The organism is Micromonospora sp. U21 (assembly GCF_018070045.1).
GTDB lineage: Bacteria > Actinomycetota > Actinomycetes > Mycobacteriales > Micromonosporaceae > Micromonospora.
On the sequence record NZ_JAGPYK010000005.1, the window covers coordinates 312,785 to 332,325 of the forward strand.

The following is a 19,541-nucleotide window of genomic DNA, read 5'->3' on the forward strand; positions in this document are numbered from 1 at the left end:
CGACTCCATTGTCGCCGATCGGGAAATTCCACCGCGCAAGGAACAACGTGCCGCAAAATTGGCCGTCGGTAATCGTGTTAGGCGAAAATTCGCCGTTGCGCCAGGGGGATGATCGGACGATATTCTCCGTCCCTCGTCCGAGCCCCGAGTCGACCCTTTGGCTCGACTCTAATCGATGATCTTTCTCGACAGTCATAGAACCCTATGCTCCTTCCATTGTGAAGTCCTGGGGGGGATCATGATCGCGATTGTCGTTTGCCGCGCGCCTGTCTGTTGTGGATCGGTGTACGCGTCCTGAAATGGAAACCTCGACGCTGATCCATCGCTTCGGCGATGCCGCCGCCGCTCGTCCCAACCATCTCGCCGTACTCGGCGACACCGGCCCGCTCGACTACGCCACCCTCGCCGGCCTGGCCGGAGGGCACGCCGACCTGCTGGGCGCGGCCGGCGTCCGACCCGGTGACCGGGTCGGCCTGCTGACCGCCCACGGCGCCGGCACCATCGCCGCCATCCTCGGCACACTCGCCGCGGGCGCCACCTACGTGCCGCTCGACCCCGGTTTCCCGGAGCAGCGACTGCGCCACCTGCTCGACGCCGCCGACGTCACCGTCCTGCTCTGCGGTGGCGAGCACACCGAGCTGGCCCGTCGGCTCGCCGCCGACCGGCCCGGCCTGCGGGTCGTTCCGGCCGTCGACGTGCGGCCCGCGCCGCTGCGGCCGGCGCCGGTCGCCTCCGACGCGCTCGCGTACGTGCTGTTCACCTCCGGCTCCACCGGGCGGCCCAAGGCGGTCGGGCAGAGCCACCGCAACCTGACGCACGTGGTGGACAACCAGATCGCCCTTCTCGACCTGCGGCCGGACGACCGGCTGAGCCTGCTCGCCTCGTTCAGCTTCGACGCGGCCATCCCCGACCTGTACCCGGCGCTGCTCACCGGCGCCACCGTCGTCCCGGTCGACCTGCGCCGGCACGGGCTGGCGTACGCCGTCGAGCAGTTGGACCGCCACGGCGTCACCGTCTACCACTCCACCCCGACGGTCTACCGGTACCTGCTGGACACCGCGGGCGTCGAGCGGCTGGACCGGGTCCGGGTGGTGCTGCTCGGCGGCGAACAGGCCAGCTACGCCGACGCAGCCCGCGCCCGAGGCCGCTTCGCCCCCGGCTGCGTCCTGGTCAACGGCTACGGGGCCACCGAGATGACCTTCGCCGCCGGGTACGCGCTGCCGCTGGCCGACATCGACCCGGCGGCCACCGGCCCGCTGCCGATCGGCACCGCCCTGCCCGGGTACGCGCTGCGGCTGGCGCCGGACGGCGAGATCGTCGTGCGCAGCCGGCACCTCGCCCCCGGATACCTCGACCAGACCAGCGACCGGTTCGGCCACGACCCCGACGGCGTGCCGGCGTACCGCACCGGTGACCTGGGCGAGCTGCTGCCCACCGGCGAGCTGCGCTGCCTCGGCCGGCTGGACCGGCAGGTCAAGGTGCGCGGGTTCCGGGTCGAGCTGACCGAGATCGAGTCCGTGCTCGCCGCCGAGCCCGGCATCGCCGAGGTGCGTGCCATCGCCCGCGACGGCGAGCTGCTGGCGTACGTCCGGCCGGCCGGGCCGCCGGTGGACCCGGCGGCGCTGCGGGCCGCCCTGGCCCGGCAACTGCCCGAGTACGTGTTGCCCCGCGCCGTCGTGCCGGTCGCCGAGTTCCCGCTGACCGCCAGCGGCAAGGTCGACGAGCGGGCGCTGCCGGACCCGGCGCGGGCGGTGCCGCTCGGGGACGGGCCCGCCACCCCGACCGAGCGGGTCGTGCACGACATCTGGTGCGCCGTGCTCGGCCGGGACGAGGTCGGTCGCACCGACAGCTTCTTCGACGTCGGCGGGCAGTCCCTGCTGCTCGGCCAGGTGCAGCAGCGGCTGGCCGAACGGTTCGGTGTGGCGGTGCCGCTGCTACGGCTCTTCGATCACCCGACCGTCGCCGCCCAGGCCCGGTTGGTCGACCCGCCGGCACCGGCGAGCCCGCCGGCCCCGTCGCTGGTTGCCGCGGCGCCGACCATGCCCACCGTGCCGCCAGCCGCCGCCGGCCCGTCCGCCGCGCCGGTCGGCGTGCGCGACCACACCGGCGACGAGATCGCCGTGGTCGGCCTCGCCGGCCGGTTTCCCGGCGCGCCGGACGTCGCCACCTTCTGGTGGAACCTGTGCGCCGGGGTGGACGCCATCCACGACCACAGCGACGAGGAGCTGGCCGCCCTGGGCGTCGGCCCGGGGCTGCGCGCCGACCCGCGGCACGTCAAGGCCACCGGCCGGCTCGACGGGGTCGCCGACTTCGACGCGGAGTTCTTCGCCTTCGGCGACCGGGAGGCCGCCCGCACCGACCCGCAGCACCGGCTGTTCCTGGAGACCGCGTGGGAGGCGCTGGAGGACGCGGGTCACGACCCGGCCCGGTTCCCCGGTCTGGTCGGCGTGTACGGCGCCACTTCCGTCAACCGCTACTTCCTGTTCCACCTGATGGACAACCCGACCGTGGTCGGCGACGTCGACCCGGACGACTGGGAGGCCCGGCTGGTCGGCCGGCAGCTCACCGACCACCTGCCCGGCCAGGTCGCGTACCGGCTGGGGCTGACCGGCCCGGCGGTGGCGGTGCAGAGCGCCTGCTCCAGCTCGCTGGTGGCGGTCTGCCTCGCCGCGCAGAGCCTCGCCGACTACCAGTGCGACCTCGCGCTGGCCGGCGGGGTGAGCGTGACCTGGCCCCGGCACCGGCACACCCCCGGCGGCCTGGCCTCCCCGGACGGCCGCTGCCGCGCCTTCGACGAGGCCGCCCAGGGCGCCGGGTTCGGTTCCGGCGTCGGGGTGGTGGCCCTGCGCCGGCTCGCCGACGCGCAGGCCGACGGAGACCGGGTCCTCGCGATCCTGCCCGGCTGGGCGGTGACCAACGACGGCGCCCAGCGGGCCGGCTACGCCGTCCCCGGCCCGGCAGGGCAGGCCGCCGCGGTGGCCGGTGCGCTCGCCGCCGCCGAGGTCGACCCCGGTGAGGTCCGCTTCATCGAGACACACGGAAGCGGCACACCGCTCGGCGACGCCATCGAGGTGGCCGCGCTGCACGAGGTGTACGAGGGCGCCGCCCCGGCCGAGACCTGCGCGCTCGGCTCGGTGAAGACCACCATCGGTCACCTCGACGCCGCGGCCGGCATCGCCGGGCTGATCAAGGCGGTGCTCGCCGTGCAGCACGGCATCATCCCGCCGAACCTGCACTTCACCCGCCCGCACCCGGAGATCGACCTGTCCGCCGGCCCGTTCTACGTACCTACCAAGGTGCGGGACTGGCCGGACGCGCCGCGCCGGGTCGCCGGGGTCAGCTCGTTCGGGCTGGGCGGCACCAACGCGCACGTCGTGGTGGAGCAGCCGCCCCCGGCCGAGCCGGTCGACGGGGACCCGGCCGCGGCGCAGGTGCTGCCGGTCTCGGCGCGTACCCCGGTGGCGCTGCGGGCGGCGCTGACCCGGCTGCGTCGGCACCTGGCCGGCAGCGCCCCGGCGCTCGCCGAGGTCGCCGCGACGCTGGCGTTGGGCCGGCGCGAGTTCGGCTGCCGGGCCGCCGTCACCGCCACCGAACTGGCTGGCGCGGTCGCCGCGCTGGACGAGCTGCTGGCCACCGACGCCCGGGTGGCCGGCCCGGCCGGTGCGCTGCGCGAGCTGGCCGCCGGCTGGGTGGCCGGTCAGGCCCTGGACTGGACGGCCCTGCACCCGGCCGGCACCGTCCGACGCACCTCGCTGCCCACCTACCCCTTCCAGCGGCAGCGGTACTGGATCGACCCCCCTCAGAAAGGCGTGCGGTGACCTGGTTCCTCTCCGCCGGCAGCCGTGATCCGGCACCGGTGCAGTTGTTCTGCCTGCCCTACGCTGGCGCCGGCGCGAGCGCGTTCCGCCACTTCCCGGCCCGGTTTGGCCCGGACGTCGAGGTGCTGCCGGTGCAGCTACCCGGCCGGGAGAACCGGATCAGCGAGGACCCGCGGTTCCGGGTGACCGACGTGGCCACCGCCATCGCGGAGCGGGCCGACCGCCCGTACGCCCTCTACGGCCACTCGATGGGCGGGCGTCTCGGCTTCGAGGTGGCCCGCGAGCTGCGCCGCGCCGGTCTCCCGCTGCCCCTGCGGCTCTACGTCGGCGGTGCCCGCGCGCCACATGTCACCGCGCCCAGCGCCTTCGACGGGTTGTCCCGCGTGGACGACGAGGAGCTGCTGCGCCGGCTGCGGGCCGGCGGCGGTCTGCCCACCGGCGTGCTGGAGCACCCCGAGCTGGTCGAGCTGCTGCTGCCGCTGCTGCGCGCCGACTTCGAGCGGGTGGACGGCTACCGGTACCGGCCCGAGGAGCCCCTGCCGGTGCCGATCGTGGCGTTCAGCGGCCGTGCCGACCGGGCGGTGACCCGCGAGCAGAGCGCCGCGTGGCGCGAGCACACCACCGCCGGTTTCACCCTGCACGAGCTGGACGGCGGGCACTTCTTCCTGCACGACGCGCTGCCCGAGCTGGCCGCCGCGATCCGCACCGACCTGACCTCCGCGCTCACCGACGCTCGGGACCGGGCCGTTTCCGCCAGCGGCGCGGCGGGGCCGGCCTTCGGGCACCGGGTGCCACTGGGCGACAGCGGCTGGTCGGTGTGGCGGGACGCGATCCTGCGCGGCACCGGCTTTCCGGCCGACGGGCTGATGCTGCTGTCCGCCCCGCAGGCCGCCGCGGCGGCCGACGAACTGCTGGTCACCGGCGCCGGCGCCGAGCTGTTCGACAAGGAGTTCGCCGAGGCGGTGTCCGCCGGTGGCGGGCGGCTCGTCGAGCTGGCCGCCGACCCGCTGCTGCGCGAGGCGGTCACCTGGCAGAACCGTGGCGCGCTGGTCGCCCTCGACGGTCTGGTCCGCGGCGGCCCGGACGCCCCCCGCAACGTTCGCCGCCGCGACCGGGAACGCGCCGTGCTCAAGTACTGGCAGCGCTACTGCGGCAAGAACGAGACCGTTGGCTTCTTCGGCCCGAGCTGCTGGGTCACTCTCGACCCGGAGCTGCCGGTCGCCGCCGAGGTGCGCCCGGGTGCGGCGCTGACCCGCCGCCGCTGGGTGTGGTTCGAGTCGTGGCCGTTGACCGCGTACGCGCGGCGGATCGGTGCGGACGTGGCGGTGCGCCGGTGGTGGCCGCCCCGGCTCGCACCACAGCTGAGCCTCGCCGGCCGGGAGGTGCGCCGACCGGGCCGGCCGCCGGTGGCACTGTCGCCGGTCGAGGCGGCGCTGCTCGCCGCGGCCGACGGTCGTCGCCCGGCGTGTGACCTGGTCACCGACCCGGGCATCGGGCTGCGCCGCCCGAAGGACGGGTACGCGCTGCTCGACCGGCTGGTGGAGCGGGAGCTGGCCACCTGGGACGCCGCGCTGCCGGTGAGCCCCGCCGCCGAGGACGTGCTGCGGCAACGGATCACGGAGATCGGCGACGACCCAGCCCGGACCGCCGCGCAGGCCGGCTTCGACCGGCTGTGCGCCGCCCGGAACGCGGTCGCCGCCGCGGCCGGCGACCCGGACCGGCTGCGTGCCGCGCTGGACGCGCTCGACGAGACGTTCACCGACCTCACCGGGCAGCCGGCGCGGCGCCGGGCCGGCGAGATGTACGCCGGTCGGACGCTCTGCTACGAGGACACCAGCCGGGACCTGGACGTGGTCTTCGGCGCGCCGCTGCTGGACGATGTCGCCGCGCCGCTGGCCGTGTTGCTGCGCGCCGCCCGCTGGCTGACCGGTGCGCTGGACGAGGCGTACGGGGTGGCGTTCCGGGATCTGTACGACGAGCTGCGCGCCGAGGCCGGCGACGCCCCGGTGGCCCTGTCCGACCTGTGGTTCCTGGCGCAGGGACTCTTCTGGGGCAGCGGGCCGCGACCGGTCGACGCGGTGGCCACCGAGTTCGCCGCCCGCTGGGCCGGGCTGTTCGGGCTGAACGACCTGCCGGCGGGCAGCGCGGACGTGCGCCTCGACGTGGCGGACCTGGCCGCCCGGGTCGACGAGGTCTTCCCGGCCGTCCGCCCGGGCTGGTCCAACGCCCGGCTGCACAGTCCCGACCTGCAGATCTGCGCCGCCGACACGGACGCGCTGGCGCGCGGTGACTACACCGTCGTGCTCGGCGAGCTGCACGCCGCCTGGTCGTCGTTCGACTGCCAGGCGTTCACCCCGTCGCATCCGGACGTCGAGCGGCTGCGCGCCGCGCTGGAGGCCGATCTCGGCCCGGACCGGATCCGGCTGCTCTTCCCCACCGACTGGCCGCGACGTACCAGCCGGGTCGCCGAGGCGCTGATCGGCTCGACCGACCGGCAGTTGGCGTTCGCGCCCGCGCCCACCGCCGAACCGGACCGGGTGCTGCCCACCGTGGCGCTGACCGTGCGGGACGAGGACGGCCGGCTGGTGGTCGTCGCCGCCGACGGGCGGCGTTGGCCGCTGACCGAGGTCTTCGCCGGCCTGCTCAGCGCGCACGCCGTGGACGGGTTCAAGCTGGTCGCGGCCGCGCCGTACACCCCGCGGATCACGCTTGACCGGCTGGTGGTGGCCCGCAGGACGTGGCGCACCACCGTCGGCGCGAGCGGCCTCGGCGGGGTGACGGGGGAGCGGGCGCGCTTCCTGGGCGTGCGGGACTGGCGGCGCCGGCTGGGCCTGCCGGAACAGGTGTACGTCAAACTCGGCACCGAGACCAAGCCGTGCTTCGTGGACCTGAGCAGCCCGGCCTTCGCCAACATGTTCTGCGCGATGGTCCGGGCGGCACAGCGGGACGGCGGCGACGACACGACGTTGGTGGTCAGCGAGATGCTGCCCACCGCGCAGGACGCCTGGGTGCCCGACGCGGCCGGCCGGCGCTACTTCAGCGAACTGCGGCTGCACATCGTGGACACCGACGAGTCGGAGCCGGTCCGATGACCCACCTGCTGCCACTGGGCGCGACCGGCTGGTCGGTGTGGCGCGACGTGGTGCTGCGCACCGCCGGTTTCCCGGCCGACGGCCTGGCCGACTTCGCCGCCCCGGACGCCGCCGAGGCCGCGGACGCGCTGCTGGCCGCCGTCGACGCGGGGCCGGCCGCCGACGGTGGGGCAGCCGAGCTGTTCGACAAGGCGTTCGCCGAGACCCTCGCCGACGCGTCGGCCACCGCCGGCCGGATCGCCGCCGACCCGCTGCTGCGCGAGGCGGTCACCTGGCAGAACCCGGAGATGCTGATCGCCCTGGACGGGCTGCTGCGTACCGACGCCGCGGTCCGCAACGTCCGTCGGCGCAAGCGTGAGCTGAGCCTGCTGCGCTACTGGCAGCGCTACTGCGGCAAGGCCGAGACGATCGGCTTCTTCGGCCCGGTCTGCTGGGGCGCCCTCGACCCCGCCGACCCGTCCACCCGGCTGCGGCCGGGGCCGGGGCTGACGCCGCTGTCGAGGCGGGAGGTGCACTTCGAGGCGTGGGCGCTGATCGCGTACGCCGACCGGCTCGCCGACGACCCGGCCGTACGCCGCTGGTGGGCGCCGATGTTGCCGCCGCACCTGAGCGTGGTGGGTCGGCTGCTGCACCGGCCGCTGCACCCGCCGGTGGAGCTGTCCGTGCCGGAGGCGCGGTTGCTGGCCCGCTGCGACGGGCGCACGCCGGCCCTGCGGCTGGTCGAGCGGGTGCACGCCGACGGCGACGCCGGCCTGCGTACCGCCGACGATGGGTTGCTGCTGCTCGACCGGCTGGTCGAGCGTCGCCTGCTGACCTGGGACGCCGGCCTGCCGATCAGCCCCCGGGCCGAGCAGGTGCTGCGCGATCGGCTGGCCGCGATCGACGACCCGGCGCTGCGCGCTGAGGTGACCGCCGGCTTCGACCGGCTCTGCGCGGCCCGCGACGAGGTCGCCGCGGCGGCCGGCGACCCGGTCCGGCTGGGTGCCGCGCTGGCCGCGCTGAACGCGGAGTTCACCGCGGTCACCGGCCGGCCCGCCACCCGGCAGGCCGGTGAGATGTACGTCGGCCGCACCATCGTCTACGAGGAGACCGCTCGCGACCTCACGGTCACCCTCGGCGCGGCGGTGCTCGACTCCCTCGCCGCGCCGCTGGCCGTGCTGCTCCAGGCCGCGCGATGGCTGACCGCCGAGATCGGCGCCGCCTGCGAGCGGCTCCTCGCCGAGTTGTTCGAGGAGCTGCGCGCCGACGGGCCGGTGCGGCTGGCCGACGTCTGGTCGCTGGCCCAGGGGCTGCTGGTCGCCCCGGACGGGCCGCTGGCCGCCGCCGGGGCCGGTTTCACCGCCCGCTGGGCCGAGCTGTTCGACCTGGCCGCGCTGCCGCCCGGGCAGCCCGAGCTGCGGCTGCGCGGCACGGAACTGGCCGAGCGGGCCCGGCGGGTGTTCCCGGCGGAAGCGCCGGGCTGGCCGTCGGCCCGGATCCACAGCCCGGACGTGCAGATCAGCGCCGTCGACCTGGCCGCGCTGAACCGGGGCGAGTTCCTCCTCGTGCTCGGCGAGCTGCACCCGGCCAACGCCACCTTCGACAGCGCGGTGTTCGTGCCGTTCCACCCCGACCCGGCGGCGCTGCGCGCCGGACTGGACGCCGACCTGGGCCCGGCCCGACTACGGGTGCTCTACCCGGAGGGCTTCCCGCGGGTCACCACCCGCACCACGTACGGGCTGACCGGCCCCGCTGACCGACAGCTCGGCATCGACACCGCCCGGGGCGGCGAGGTGGACCGGCTGGTCCCGGCGACCGAGGTGCGGGTGGTGCCGGCCGGCGACCGGCTGGTGGCGGTGCTGCCCGACGGCAGCCGGTGGCCGCTGGTGGAGGTCTTCGCCAACCTGCTCGGCTCGCTGCTGGTGGACGCCTTCAAGCTGCTGGACCCGGCGCCGCACACGCCCAGGATCACCATCGACCGGCTGGTCGTGGCCCGGCGGACGTGGCGGACCACCGTCGCGGACAGCGGCCTGGTCGGGGTGACCGGAGAGGCCGAGCGGTTCCTCGCGGTGCGCATGTGGCGGGCGCGGCTCGGCCTGCCCGAGCGGGTGTTCGTGAAGGTCGGCACCGAGGTCAAGCCCTGCTACGTCGACCTGACCGGCCCGCTGTACGCCCAGTCGCTGTGCGCGATGGTGGACGCCGCCGCCCGTACCGGGCCGGACGTCGGGGTCATCGTCACCGAGCTGTTGCCGGCACCGAGCGAGAGCTGGGTGACGGATGCGCGAGGCCGCGGCCACGTCAGTGAGCTGCGCCTGCAAGTCACCGATCCGAGCAGCTACCCCGGGGGGAACGGGTGACCGACATCCTGTCCATCAGCGCCGTACGGGGAGAACCGCTGCCCTGGCCGGACGCGACGCTCGCCGAGCTGGTGGTCGCGCAGGCCACCCGCACCCCGGACGCGGTGGCGGTGCGCCAGTGGGACAGCCGGCTCAGCTACGCCGAGCTGGTGGCCCGGGCCGCCGGGGTGGCCGCCGCGCTGCGCGTCCGGGGCGTCGACCGGCAGAGCCGGGTCGGGGTGTGCGGCAGCCGCCGGCCGGATCTGGTCGCCACCGTGCTGGGGGTGTTGCTGGCCGGCGGCTGCTACGTGCCGCTGGAGCCGGGCGGCCCGCGTCGGCGGCTGCGCGGGATCGCCGCCGACGCGGGCGTGTCCCTGGTGGTGGGCGACGCCGCCGAGGCGGAGTTCGGCGACGCGCCAGGCATCGAGACGCTCGGGCCGCCCGACCCGGCTCCGCCCGCGCCCTGCCCGGCCCGCCCCGGCGATCCGGCGTACGTGCTGTTCACCTCGGGCTCCACCGGTCGGCCCAAGGGCGTGCTCACCAGCCATCGCAACGTGGTCGAGTTCGTCAGCGGCGTCGTCGCTCTCACCGGCGCCGACGCCGGCGTACGCAGCCTCGGCATCGCCTCGCTCGGCTTCGACGCGGCGACCATGGACCTGTTCGTGCCGCTGCTGCTCGGCGGCACGGTGCAGCTGCTCGGCGCCGAGGATCGCGCCGACCCGGTCCGGCTGGCCCGGTTCATCGCCGTGCACGAGGTCAACTGGGGCTTCATCACGCCCACCATGCTGGCCATGCTGGACCCGGCCGAGCTGCCCGGCTGGCGCACCGTGCTGTGCGGCGGTGAGGCGGTGCCGGCCGCGCTGGCCGCCCGCTGGGCGCCCGGCCGCCGCTTCCTCAACGGCTACGGCCCCACCGAGACGACGGTGCTGGCGGTCAGCGGCCCGTTGAGCGCCACCGAGACCGACCCGGTGCCGATCGGCCGACCACTGCCCAACCACCGGGCGTACGTGGTGGACACGGCGCTGGACCCGGTGCCGCCGGGGGAGACCGGTGAGCTGCTGATCGGAGGGCCCGGACTGGCCGACGGCTATCTGAGCCGGCCCGGGTTGACCGCCGAGCGGTTCGTCCCGGACCCGTTCTCCGGCCTGCCCGGCGAGCGGTTGTACCGCACCGGCGACCTGGTCCGGCACGGCCCGGACGGGCGGATCGTCTACCTGGGCCGCACGGATCGACAGGTCAAGATCCGTGGGCAGCGCATCGAGCTGGGCGAGGTGGAGGCGGTACTCGCCGACCTGCCCGGGGTCACCGGCGTCGCGGTCGAGGCGGTTCCCGGCCCGGCCGGCGTCGAGCTGGTCGCGTTCCTCACCCCGGCGGACGCGCCCGACGACACCCGGCTGCGGGCGTACGCCGGCAGCCGGCTGACCGCGGCGATGCTGCCGGCCCGGGTGCTGCGCCGCGCCTCCCTGCCGGTCAGCGCGGTCAGCGGGAAGCTGGACCGGCCGACGCTGCGCGCGCTGGCCACCGCCGCGCTCGTCACCACCACCCCCACCGATACCGCCCCCGCCGGCACTGCCGCCGAAGACGGGCCGGCCACGCCGGACGGGTCCGTGGCGGCGGCGGTTGCCGGCATCTGGACCCGGCTGCTCGGCGCGGCACCCGAGCCGGCGACGGACTTCCTCGCCGCCGGCGGCAACTCCATCGCGGCGATGCGCCTGGTCGCCGCGCTCCGCGCCGAGCTGGGCCGGCAGCTCGACACCCGCGAGGTGTTCACCCAGCGCACCTTCGGCCGGTTGGCCGAGCGGGTGGCCGCCGCGCCGAGCGGCGGCGACGGGCTGCGCACCGGCAACCCGCCCACCCTCTCCCCGCCGCAGCGTCGCCTCTGGTTCGTCGACCAGCTCGCGCCGTCCAGCGCGCCGTACAACATCGCGGTGGCGCACCGGTTGCGTGGCCCGCTGGACACCGCCGCGCTCGGGGCGGCGCTGCGGGCCGTCGCCGAGCGGCACGACGTGCTGCGCTGGCGGATTCCGCAGACCGCCGGCGTGCCGTACGCGGTCTGCGCCGAGCCGACCGACGTGGCCGTGCCGGTGGTCGACCTGACCGGCAGCGCCGAGCCGGAGGCGGAGCTGACCCGGATGCTCGCCGCCGGCGCCGCGCACCCCTTCGACCTGGCCACCGGGCCGCCCTGGCAGGTGACCGTCTACCGGCTCGGCCCGGCCGAGCACGTGCTGGCCGCCACCTGGCACCACGCCGTCTTCGACGGTTGGTCCGAGCGGGTCTGCTACGACGACCTGGCGGCCGGGTACGCCCAGGCGGTGGCCGGCGAGCCGCCACGATTGCCGGAGCTGCCCGCCCGCTACGCCGACTACGCGGTCTGGCGGGCCGAACGGGACCGGCTGCGCGGCGCCGCCGATCTGGCCTGGTGGACGGCGCACCTGGACGGCGTGCCGACGGTGCTGGACCTGCCCCGGGACCGACCTCGGCCCGCGGTGCAGACCTACGCCGGTGCGGAGGCCGCCGCCCGGCTGCCCGCCGACACCGACCGCGCGGTCCGCGAGCTGGCCGAGCGGCGCGGCACCACCGTGGCGGCGGTGCTGCTGGCCGCCTTCGGTGAGGTGATCGCGCGGCTCACCGGCGGTGACGACCACGTGCTCGGCGCGATCGTCGCCGACCGGCGGCTGGCCGCCTTCGACGACGTGATCGGCTTCTTCATCGACACGGTGCCGGTGCGGGTCCGCACCGGCGGGGCGAGCTTCGCCGAGCTGGTCGACCGGTGTGCCGGGGAGCTGCACGACGCCACCGCCCACCCTGGGGCGCCACTGGAACGCATCGTCGAGGCGCTCGGCGACGGCCGGGACACCGCCCGCGCGCCGCTGGTGCAGGTGCTGTTCAACGTGCTCAACTTCGCGCCGCCCCGGCTGACGCTGACCGGGCTGACCGCCGAGCCGGTGCCGGTGCCCAAACCGGGCTCACCCTTCGACGTCACCGTCTACGTGGTCCAGTCCGACGGTCGCACCGGCGTCGAGGTGGTCTACAACCCGGACCTGTTCGACGCCGCGCGCATCGACGACCTGCTCGCCGACCTGGCCGAGCTGGTGGGGGCGTTGGCCGCCGCACCGGACACGCCGGCCCGCGAGGTGGCCGCCGCGCTGCCCCGGCCCACCGTGCGGGTGCCGCAGCTCGGCGCGATGACGGTCGCCGGCGGCGACCCGACCGGCCACCCGCCGGCGCTGCTTCCCGCCGGACCGGACGGGCTCACGGAGACCGAGGAGCTGATCGCGGGAATCTGGCGGGAGGTGCTGGAGCGTGACCGGGTCGGGGTGACCGACAACTTCTTCGACATCGGTGGGCACTCCCTCGCGCTCGCCGCCGTGCACGCCCGGCTGACCGCCGCCACGGGCCGGTCCATCAAGATGCTCGATCTGTTCCGCCACCCCACCGTCCGTGCGCTCGCCGCCAGCCTCGACGGGGCCGCCGACCGCCCGGAGCTGGCGCGGGCCGCTCTGCGCGCCGCCGCCCGCCGCAGCCGTACCCGCCGTATCCCTCCCCGCCGCCCCGGCGGCACCGCGTGACGAAGGACAGCCTGATGAGCAACCCGACCGCAGCCGACCTGCCCGACGACGTCACCGACCTGCCCGACGCGGGCATCGAACCGATCGCGATCGTCGGCCTGGCCGCGCGCCTGCCCGGCGCGGCCGACGTGCACGAGTTCTGGCGCAACCTGGTCGACGGGGTGGAGTCGGTCACCGAGCTGACCCGGGAGGAACAGCTCGCCCGGGGCGCGACCGTCGAGGAGGTCGACGACCCGGGCTGGGTCAGTCGTGCTCCGCTGGTCGACGGCTATGACGAGTTCGACGCCACGCTGTTCGGGATGACCGCCCGGGAGGCGGAGCTGACCGACCCGCAGCACCGCCTGTTCCTGGAGTCCTGCCACACGGCGCTGGAGGACGCCGGTTACGACCCGGCCCGCTACGACGGCGCGATCGGCGTGTACGCCGGCACCGGCGGGAACACGTACCTGAACCGGAACGTGCTGCGTAACCGGCGGATCGGTGGCAACCCGCACGGCGTGGTCTCCATCGCCACCGGCAACTCGCCGAACTACGTGGCCACCAACGTGTCGTACCGGCTGGACCTGCGCGGGCCGAGCCTGACCGTGCACACCGCCTGCTCCACGTCGCTGGTCGCGTTCCACCTGGCGTGTGAGGCGCTGCGCAACGGCGAGTGCGACATGGCGCTCGCCGGTGGTGTGAACATCGAGCTGCCGCACGTCGGCTACCTCGGTATGGAGGGCTTCACCTCACCAGACGGCCGCTGCCGCCCGTTCGACGCGGCCGCCAACGGCACGGTGTGGGGCAGCGGTGCCGGGGTGACCCTCCTCAAGCGGCTCTCCGACGCGATCGCCGACGGGGACGCCATCCGCGCGGTCGTGCTCGGCAACGCGATCAACAACGACGGCGCCGGCAAGGTCGGCTTCACCGCGCCCAGCGTCGACGGGCAGGCGGCGGCCATCGCGCAGGCCGTGGCGATGGCCGACATCGACCCCCGCACCATCAGCTACGTCGAGGCGCACGGCACCGGCACCGCCATGGGCGACCCGATCGAGGTGGCGGCGCTCTCCGCCGTGTACACCCGCGACACCGACGAGCGGGGCTGGTGCGGCATCGGCTCGGTGAAGTCGAACATCGGGCACCTCAGCCAGCCCTCCGGCATCGTCAGCGTGATCAAGGCGGTGCTCGCCATGGAGCATGGACTGATCCCGCCGACGATCAACTTCGAGACGCCGAACCCGGCCGTGGAGTTCGCCGACACCCCGTTCTATGTGGCGAACACCCTCACCAAGTGGGACACCGACGGCGGGCCCCGCCGGGCCGGGGTCAGCTCGTTCGGCATCGGCGGCACCAACGCCCACGTGGTGCTGGAGGAGGCGCCGGCGGCGTACCGCACCGACCGTCGGGTGCGTCCGGCGCACCTGCTCGAGGTCAGCGCGGCCACCCCGAGCGCCCTGGACGCGGCGGTGCAGCGCCTCGCCGCGCACCTGGACGGCGCCACCGACGCCGGGCCGGCGTACCTCGCCGACGTCGCGCACACCCTGCTCGTCGGCCGCCGCCAGTACCCGTACCGCCGATCAGTGGTCGCCACCGACATCCCCACGGCGGTGACTGCCCTCCGCTCCCCGAAGCGCGGACCGCAACCATTGACCAACAGTCCGGCCCCGACAGTGGCTCTGTTGTTCTCCGGTCAGGGCGCCCAGTACGCGGGGATGGGCGCGCAGCTCTACGCCGAGCAGCCCCGCTTCGCCGCGGTCGTCGACCAGTGCGCCGACCTGCTCCGCGCCGACCTGGGCCTGGACCTGCGCGACCTGATCCTCGGCCGGGACCCGGCGGCGGGGGAGAGGCTCACCGAGACCCGCTACACCCAGCCGGCGCTGTTCACCGTCGAGTACGCCCTGGCCGTGCTCTGGCAGGCCGTCGGGGTCCGGCCGGCCGCGATGATCGGTCACTCCATCGGCGAGTACGTGGCGGCCACCGTGGCCGGGGTGTTGAGCCTGCCGGACGCGCTGCGGGTGGTCGCCGCCCGGGGTCGGCTGATGCAGTCGATGCCCGCCGGGTCGATGCTCGCCGTCGCGCTGGACGAGTCGGTCGTCGCCGACCTGCTGCCCGACGGGCTCTCCGTGGCCACGGTCAACGGCCCGGGCACCTGCGTGGTGGCCGGCGAGACCGGCGCCGTCGAGGCGTTCGCCGCGACGCTGAAGGGCAAGTCGAAGGCGCTGCGCACCTCGCACGCGTTCCACTCGCCGATGATGGAGCCGATCCTCGCCGAGTTCACCGCCCTGATGGGCACGGTGCCGCTGCGGCCGCCGACGGTGCCGTTCCTGTCCAACGTCACCGGCACCTGGATCACCGCCGAGCAGGCCACTGACCCGGCGTACTGGGCGACGCACCTGCGCCAGCCGGTCCGCTTCGGCGACTGCGTGGCCACCCTGCTGGCCGCGGGCACCTGGCAGCTCATCGAGTGCGGCCCCGGCCGGCAGTTGGCCAACCTGGCCCGGATGCAGGTCGCCAAGGCCGCGCCGGAGCAGCGCACGCTCACCCCGCTGGGCAGCCTGCCCGGCGCCGGGGAGAACACCGGCGACCTGGCCGCCCTCCTCGCCACCGCCGGCGTGCTGTGGTGCGCGGGCCTGCCGGTGCGCGTCGAGGCCGACCCGACGGCCCGCCGGGTGCCGCTGCCCACGTACCCGCTCGAGCGCCGCCGCTACTGGATCGAGCCGGACCCGGAGCAGCCCGTCACCGCCGCGCCGGTGGAGACCGGGCCGCGACCGCTGTCCGAGTGGTTCGCGGTGCCGGTATGGCGGCAGGCCGCGCCGCTGCCGCCGTCCGGGTCGCTGGGCCGCTGCCTGGTCCTCACCGCGGGTCCGCGCGGTGACGCGCTGGTCGCCGGCCTGCGGGCCGTCGGCGCCGAGCCGGTGCCGGTACGCCCCGGCGACGCCTTCGCCGCCACCGACGGTGGCTACCGGCTGCGCCCCGGTGTACGCGCCGACCATGACGCGCTGGTCGCCGCGCTCACCGCCGACGCGGCGCCGCCGACCCGGCTGGTGCACGCGTTCACCCTGGACGGCGCGCCGACCGGCACCGACATCGCGGCCGCCTGGCTTGCCCAGGACCTGGGCTTCTTCAGTGCCCTGCACCTGGTGCAGGCGCTCGCCGGCGCCGGCCTGACCGGCGAGGAGCACGGCCTAGCCCTGGATCTGGTCACCGCCGGCACCGGCGACGTGCGCGGCGACGACCTGCGCCGTCCGGAGCACGCCACCCTCGCCGGGTTGGCCCGGGTGCTCCCCGCCGAGCTGCCCGGGCTGGCCGTCCGGCTCATCGACGCGGACCCGACCGACGACGACGCCAGCACGGTGGTCGCCGAGCTGCGCCGTCCCCGGGAGCCCGAGGTGGCCCTGCGTGGCGGCCGCCGCTGGGTGGCCGACGTCGAGCAGGTGACGATCGACGCCGAGGGCGAGCCGGGCGCGCTGCGCGACGGCGGCCGGTACGTGATCACCGGTGGGCTCGGCGGCATCGGCATCACCCTGGCCGAGGACTTCGCCACCCGCGCCCGCGCGAAGCTGGTGCTGCTGGCCCGCTCCGGGCTGCCGGAGCGCGAGCGGTGGGACGACCACCTCGCCGTGCACGGCGACGATCGGGCCGGACGGGCCATCGCGGCGATCCGCCGGATGGAGGCCACCGGCGCCGAGGTGCTGGTGCTCGCCGCCGACGTCACCGACCCGGCCGACCTGCGCCGGGTCCGCGACGTCGCGACGGCCGCGTACGGCGGCATCGACGGCATCGTCCACGCGGCCGGCCTGCCCGGCGGCGGGATGGCTGAGGTGAAGGAGCGGGCCGAGGCCGAACGGGTGCTCGCCCCGAAGCTCGCCGGCACCCTCGCCCTCGCCCAGGTCTTCGGCGACCTGCCGCTGGACTTCGTGGTGCTCTGCTCGTCCGTCACCGCCGTGGTCGGCGGCTTCGGGCAGGTGGACTACTGCGCGGCCAACGCCTTCCTGGACGCGCACGCCCGCTCCGGCGCGTTCTGGCGGGCCCCGGTGCTGTCGCAGAACTGGGGCGGCTGGGCCGAGGTCGGCATGGCGGTGGAGACCGCCGCGCCGGGCGGCTTCCGGGCGGCCGGGCGCGACACGGTGACCGGCGCGGTCGACCACCCGGTGCTCACCACGAAGGTCACCGGGCCGGTGGAGACGGTGCTGCACGGTCTGGTCTCCGCCAGCACCCACTGGCTGCTCGACGAGCACCGGATCGGCGGCGTGCCGGTCGTGCCGGGCACCGCCCACCTGGAGTCGGTGCGGGCCGCGGTGGCCGCCGCGCTGCCCGCTCCCGGGCCGGGCGCGGCGGTGGAGCTGCGCGACGTGGTCTTCCTGGAGCCGTTCGCGGTGCCCGACGGCACCGTCGCCCAGTACCGGGTGGAGCTGACGCCGGCCGACGAGGGCGGCACGGACTTCGCGGTCCGCAGCCTGGCCGGTGGCCGACTGCGCACCCACGTGCGGGGCGCGGCCGGCTGGACCGACGAGCCGGCCCCGCCGGCAACCCCGGCCGTCCCGGCGGGTCGCCGGGTGGACGACGACGCGTCGTTCGGACGGGGCCGGACCAGCATGCTCACCTTCGGGCCGCGCTGGGCCGCGCTGGGCGAGCACCACCTGGCCGACGGCGCCGAACTGGCAGTGGTCGAGGCACCCGCCGCGGTCATCGGCGACCTGCCCACCTGGGGCCTGCATCCCGCGCTGCTGGACGTGGCGACCGCGTTCGGCCGGGGCCAGGGCAGCGGCACCTACCTGCCGCTGTCGTACGGCCGGATCGTGGTGCGGGGGCCCTTGCCGGCCCGGTTCACCAGCGAGCTGCGGCACCGGGCCGGCGACACCGACGAGGTGGTCACCGCCGATCTGTCGCTGCGCGACCCGGACGGCCGGGAACTGGTCGCGATTAGCGACTTCGTGCTGCGCCGGGTCGACCAGGGCGCGGTCACCGGCGGCCTGACCGGATCGTCCGGTACGGACGCCGACGCGGTCGCGCCGACCTCGACCGAGGACATCCGGCCGGTGGACGGTGCGGAGGCGTTCCGCCGCAGTCTCACCGCCGGCCTCGGCGCCCAGGTGGTCATCGCCACCCGGACGGTGGACGACATCCGGCGCCGCGCCGGGCGCGTCACCACCGACAGCCTCACCGGCGACGACGTGGTCGCCGACCCGGCTCCGGCCGGCGGCGGCGGCGGCAGCGCCGTGCCGGGCACCGAACTGGAGATGACCATCGCCCGGGTGTGGCAGGACGGGCTCGGGGTGGCCGAGGTCGGCGTCGACGACGACTTCTTCGCCCTGGGCGGCAACTCCCTGGTCGCGGTGCAACTCATCGCGGCGATGCGCAGGGCCACCGGGGTGAAGCTGCCGATGCGCAGCCTCTTCGAGACCCCCACCGTGGCCGGGCTGGCCGCCCGGATCGAGGAGCTGCGCGCCACCACCACCGACGAGCCGGCCAGCCCGGCGCCGATCCCCGCCATTCCGCGACTGCCCCGCGCGTGACGAGAAATCAGGAGTAGAGAGCCATGAGCGACACGATCGCCACGCTGCCCGTGGTCGTCGAATCCGACGGCCGGGCGCTGACCGAGCTGATCACCGAGCGCCGCGCCGAGCTGCGCGCCACCCTCGCCGAGCAGGGCGGGCTGCTGTTCCGCGGGTTCGACGTGGGCGGGGTGGACGGCTTCGACCAGGTGGTTCGGGCGCTGTCCGGTGAGCCGCTGACCTACACGGAGCGGTCCTCACCACGGCACGCCATCAAGGGCCGGGTGTACACCTCGACCGACTACCCGCCGGACGAGGAGATCTTCCTGCACAACGAGAACTCGTACCAGGCCCGCTGGCCGTTGACGCTGTTCTTCTACTGCATCACCGCGCCGCAGACGCTGGGCGCCACCCCGCTGGCCGACGTCCGCCGGGTCTACCGGGAGATCGACCCGGCGGTACGCGAGGAGTTCGTCCGCCGCCGCTGGATGCTGATGCGCAACTTCCACGAGGACTTCGGCGCCAGCTGGCAGCACGTGTTCGGCACCGACGACCGGGCCGCGGTCGAGGCGTACGCGGAGGCCAACCGAATCGGTCTGGAGTGGACGGGCCGCGACGGGCTGCGTACCCGGGCGGTCCGCGACGCCGTGCACCACCGGCCCGGCTCGGACACCCCCCGCTGGTTCAACCACGCCACCTTCTTCCACGTGAGCAGCCTGGCCAAGGACCTCCAGGAGGGGCTGCTGGCCATGTTCGGCGCCGACGGGTTGCCGTCGAACACCTACTACGGCGACGGCGGCGAGATCCCCGCCGACGTCATGGACCACCTGCGCGCCGCCTACCGGGCCGCCAGCGTCCGATTCGACTACCAGCGCGACGACGTGCTGGTGGTCGACAACATGACCGCCGCACACGGGCGGGAGCCGTTCACCGGCCCCCGCAAGATCGCCGTCGCGATGGCCGAACCGCACACCCCCGACACCGTTGGAGAGCAGTGATGGCCGAACCCCGATTCCTGGTCGTGCGCAACGACGAGGAGCAGTACTCCATCTGGTCGGCCGAGCGGGATCTCCCGGCGGGGTGGCACGACGCCGGCTTCGCCGGCACCCGCGAGGAGTGCCTGGCGCACATCGACACCGTCTGGACCGACATGCGTCCCCGTTCGGTACGCGAGGCGAGCAGGTGAGCGAGCGTAGCGAGCGAATCAGCAGGCACAGCAGCGGGGCGCTCGCGTCGCCGCGAAGCGGTGGCGTGAGCGCGAGGAGTGCGGCCG

General features: G+C 75.3%; 7 protein-coding genes. All 7 read left to right on the forward strand.

Annotated features, from left to right (window positions below):
* Positions 1-299 precede the first annotated feature (299 nt).
* The 7 genes from KBX63_RS09455 to KBX63_RS09485 are packed head-to-tail and all read left to right on the forward strand — an operon-like array spanning position 300 to position 19,454.
* Complete coding sequence (locus KBX63_RS09455) at positions 300-3,818, forward strand: AMP-binding protein (protein WP_210910592.1); 3,519 nt, start codon at positions 300-302, stop codon at positions 3,816-3,818.
* Positions 3,815-6,910 carry a thioesterase domain-containing protein gene (locus KBX63_RS09460; protein WP_210910593.1) on the forward strand — a complete coding sequence of 1,032 codons (3,096 nt, stop codon included), beginning with the start codon at positions 3,815-3,817 and terminating at the stop codon, positions 6,908-6,910. Before KBX63_RS09455 ends, KBX63_RS09460 begins: the two co-directional genes overlap by 4 nt.
* Positions 6,907-9,246 (forward strand): lantibiotic dehydratase, encoded by a 2,340-nt coding sequence (locus KBX63_RS09465; RefSeq protein WP_210910594.1) that lies wholly within the window; start codon positions 6,907-6,909, stop codon positions 9,244-9,246. Before KBX63_RS09460 ends, KBX63_RS09465 begins: the two co-directional genes overlap by 4 nt.
* The gene (locus KBX63_RS09470; RefSeq protein ID WP_210910595.1) at positions 9,243-12,794 is read left to right on the forward strand and encodes a non-ribosomal peptide synthetase; all 3,552 of its coding nucleotides are present in this window, start codon (positions 9,243-9,245) and stop codon (positions 12,792-12,794) included. The genes KBX63_RS09465 and KBX63_RS09470 overlap by 4 nt, the downstream gene beginning before the upstream one ends.
* 14 nt (positions 12,795-12,808) lie before the next feature.
* Positions 12,809-18,289, forward strand: a complete 5,481-nt coding sequence (locus KBX63_RS09475) for a type I polyketide synthase (protein WP_210910596.1) — start codon at positions 12,809-12,811, stop codon at positions 18,287-18,289.
* A gap of 23 nt (positions 18,290-18,312) precedes the next feature.
* Positions 18,313-19,266: a TauD/TfdA family dioxygenase gene (locus KBX63_RS09480; RefSeq protein WP_210910597.1), complete on the forward strand. Its 954-nt coding sequence runs from the start codon at positions 18,313-18,315 to the stop codon at positions 19,264-19,266.
* Entirely contained in the window at positions 19,266-19,454 is a 189-nt protein-coding gene (locus KBX63_RS09485) for an MbtH family protein (RefSeq protein ID WP_121653275.1), read from the forward strand. The genes KBX63_RS09480 and KBX63_RS09485 overlap by 1 nt, the downstream gene beginning before the upstream one ends.
* The last annotated feature ends 87 nt before the right edge of the window (positions 19,455-19,541 follow it).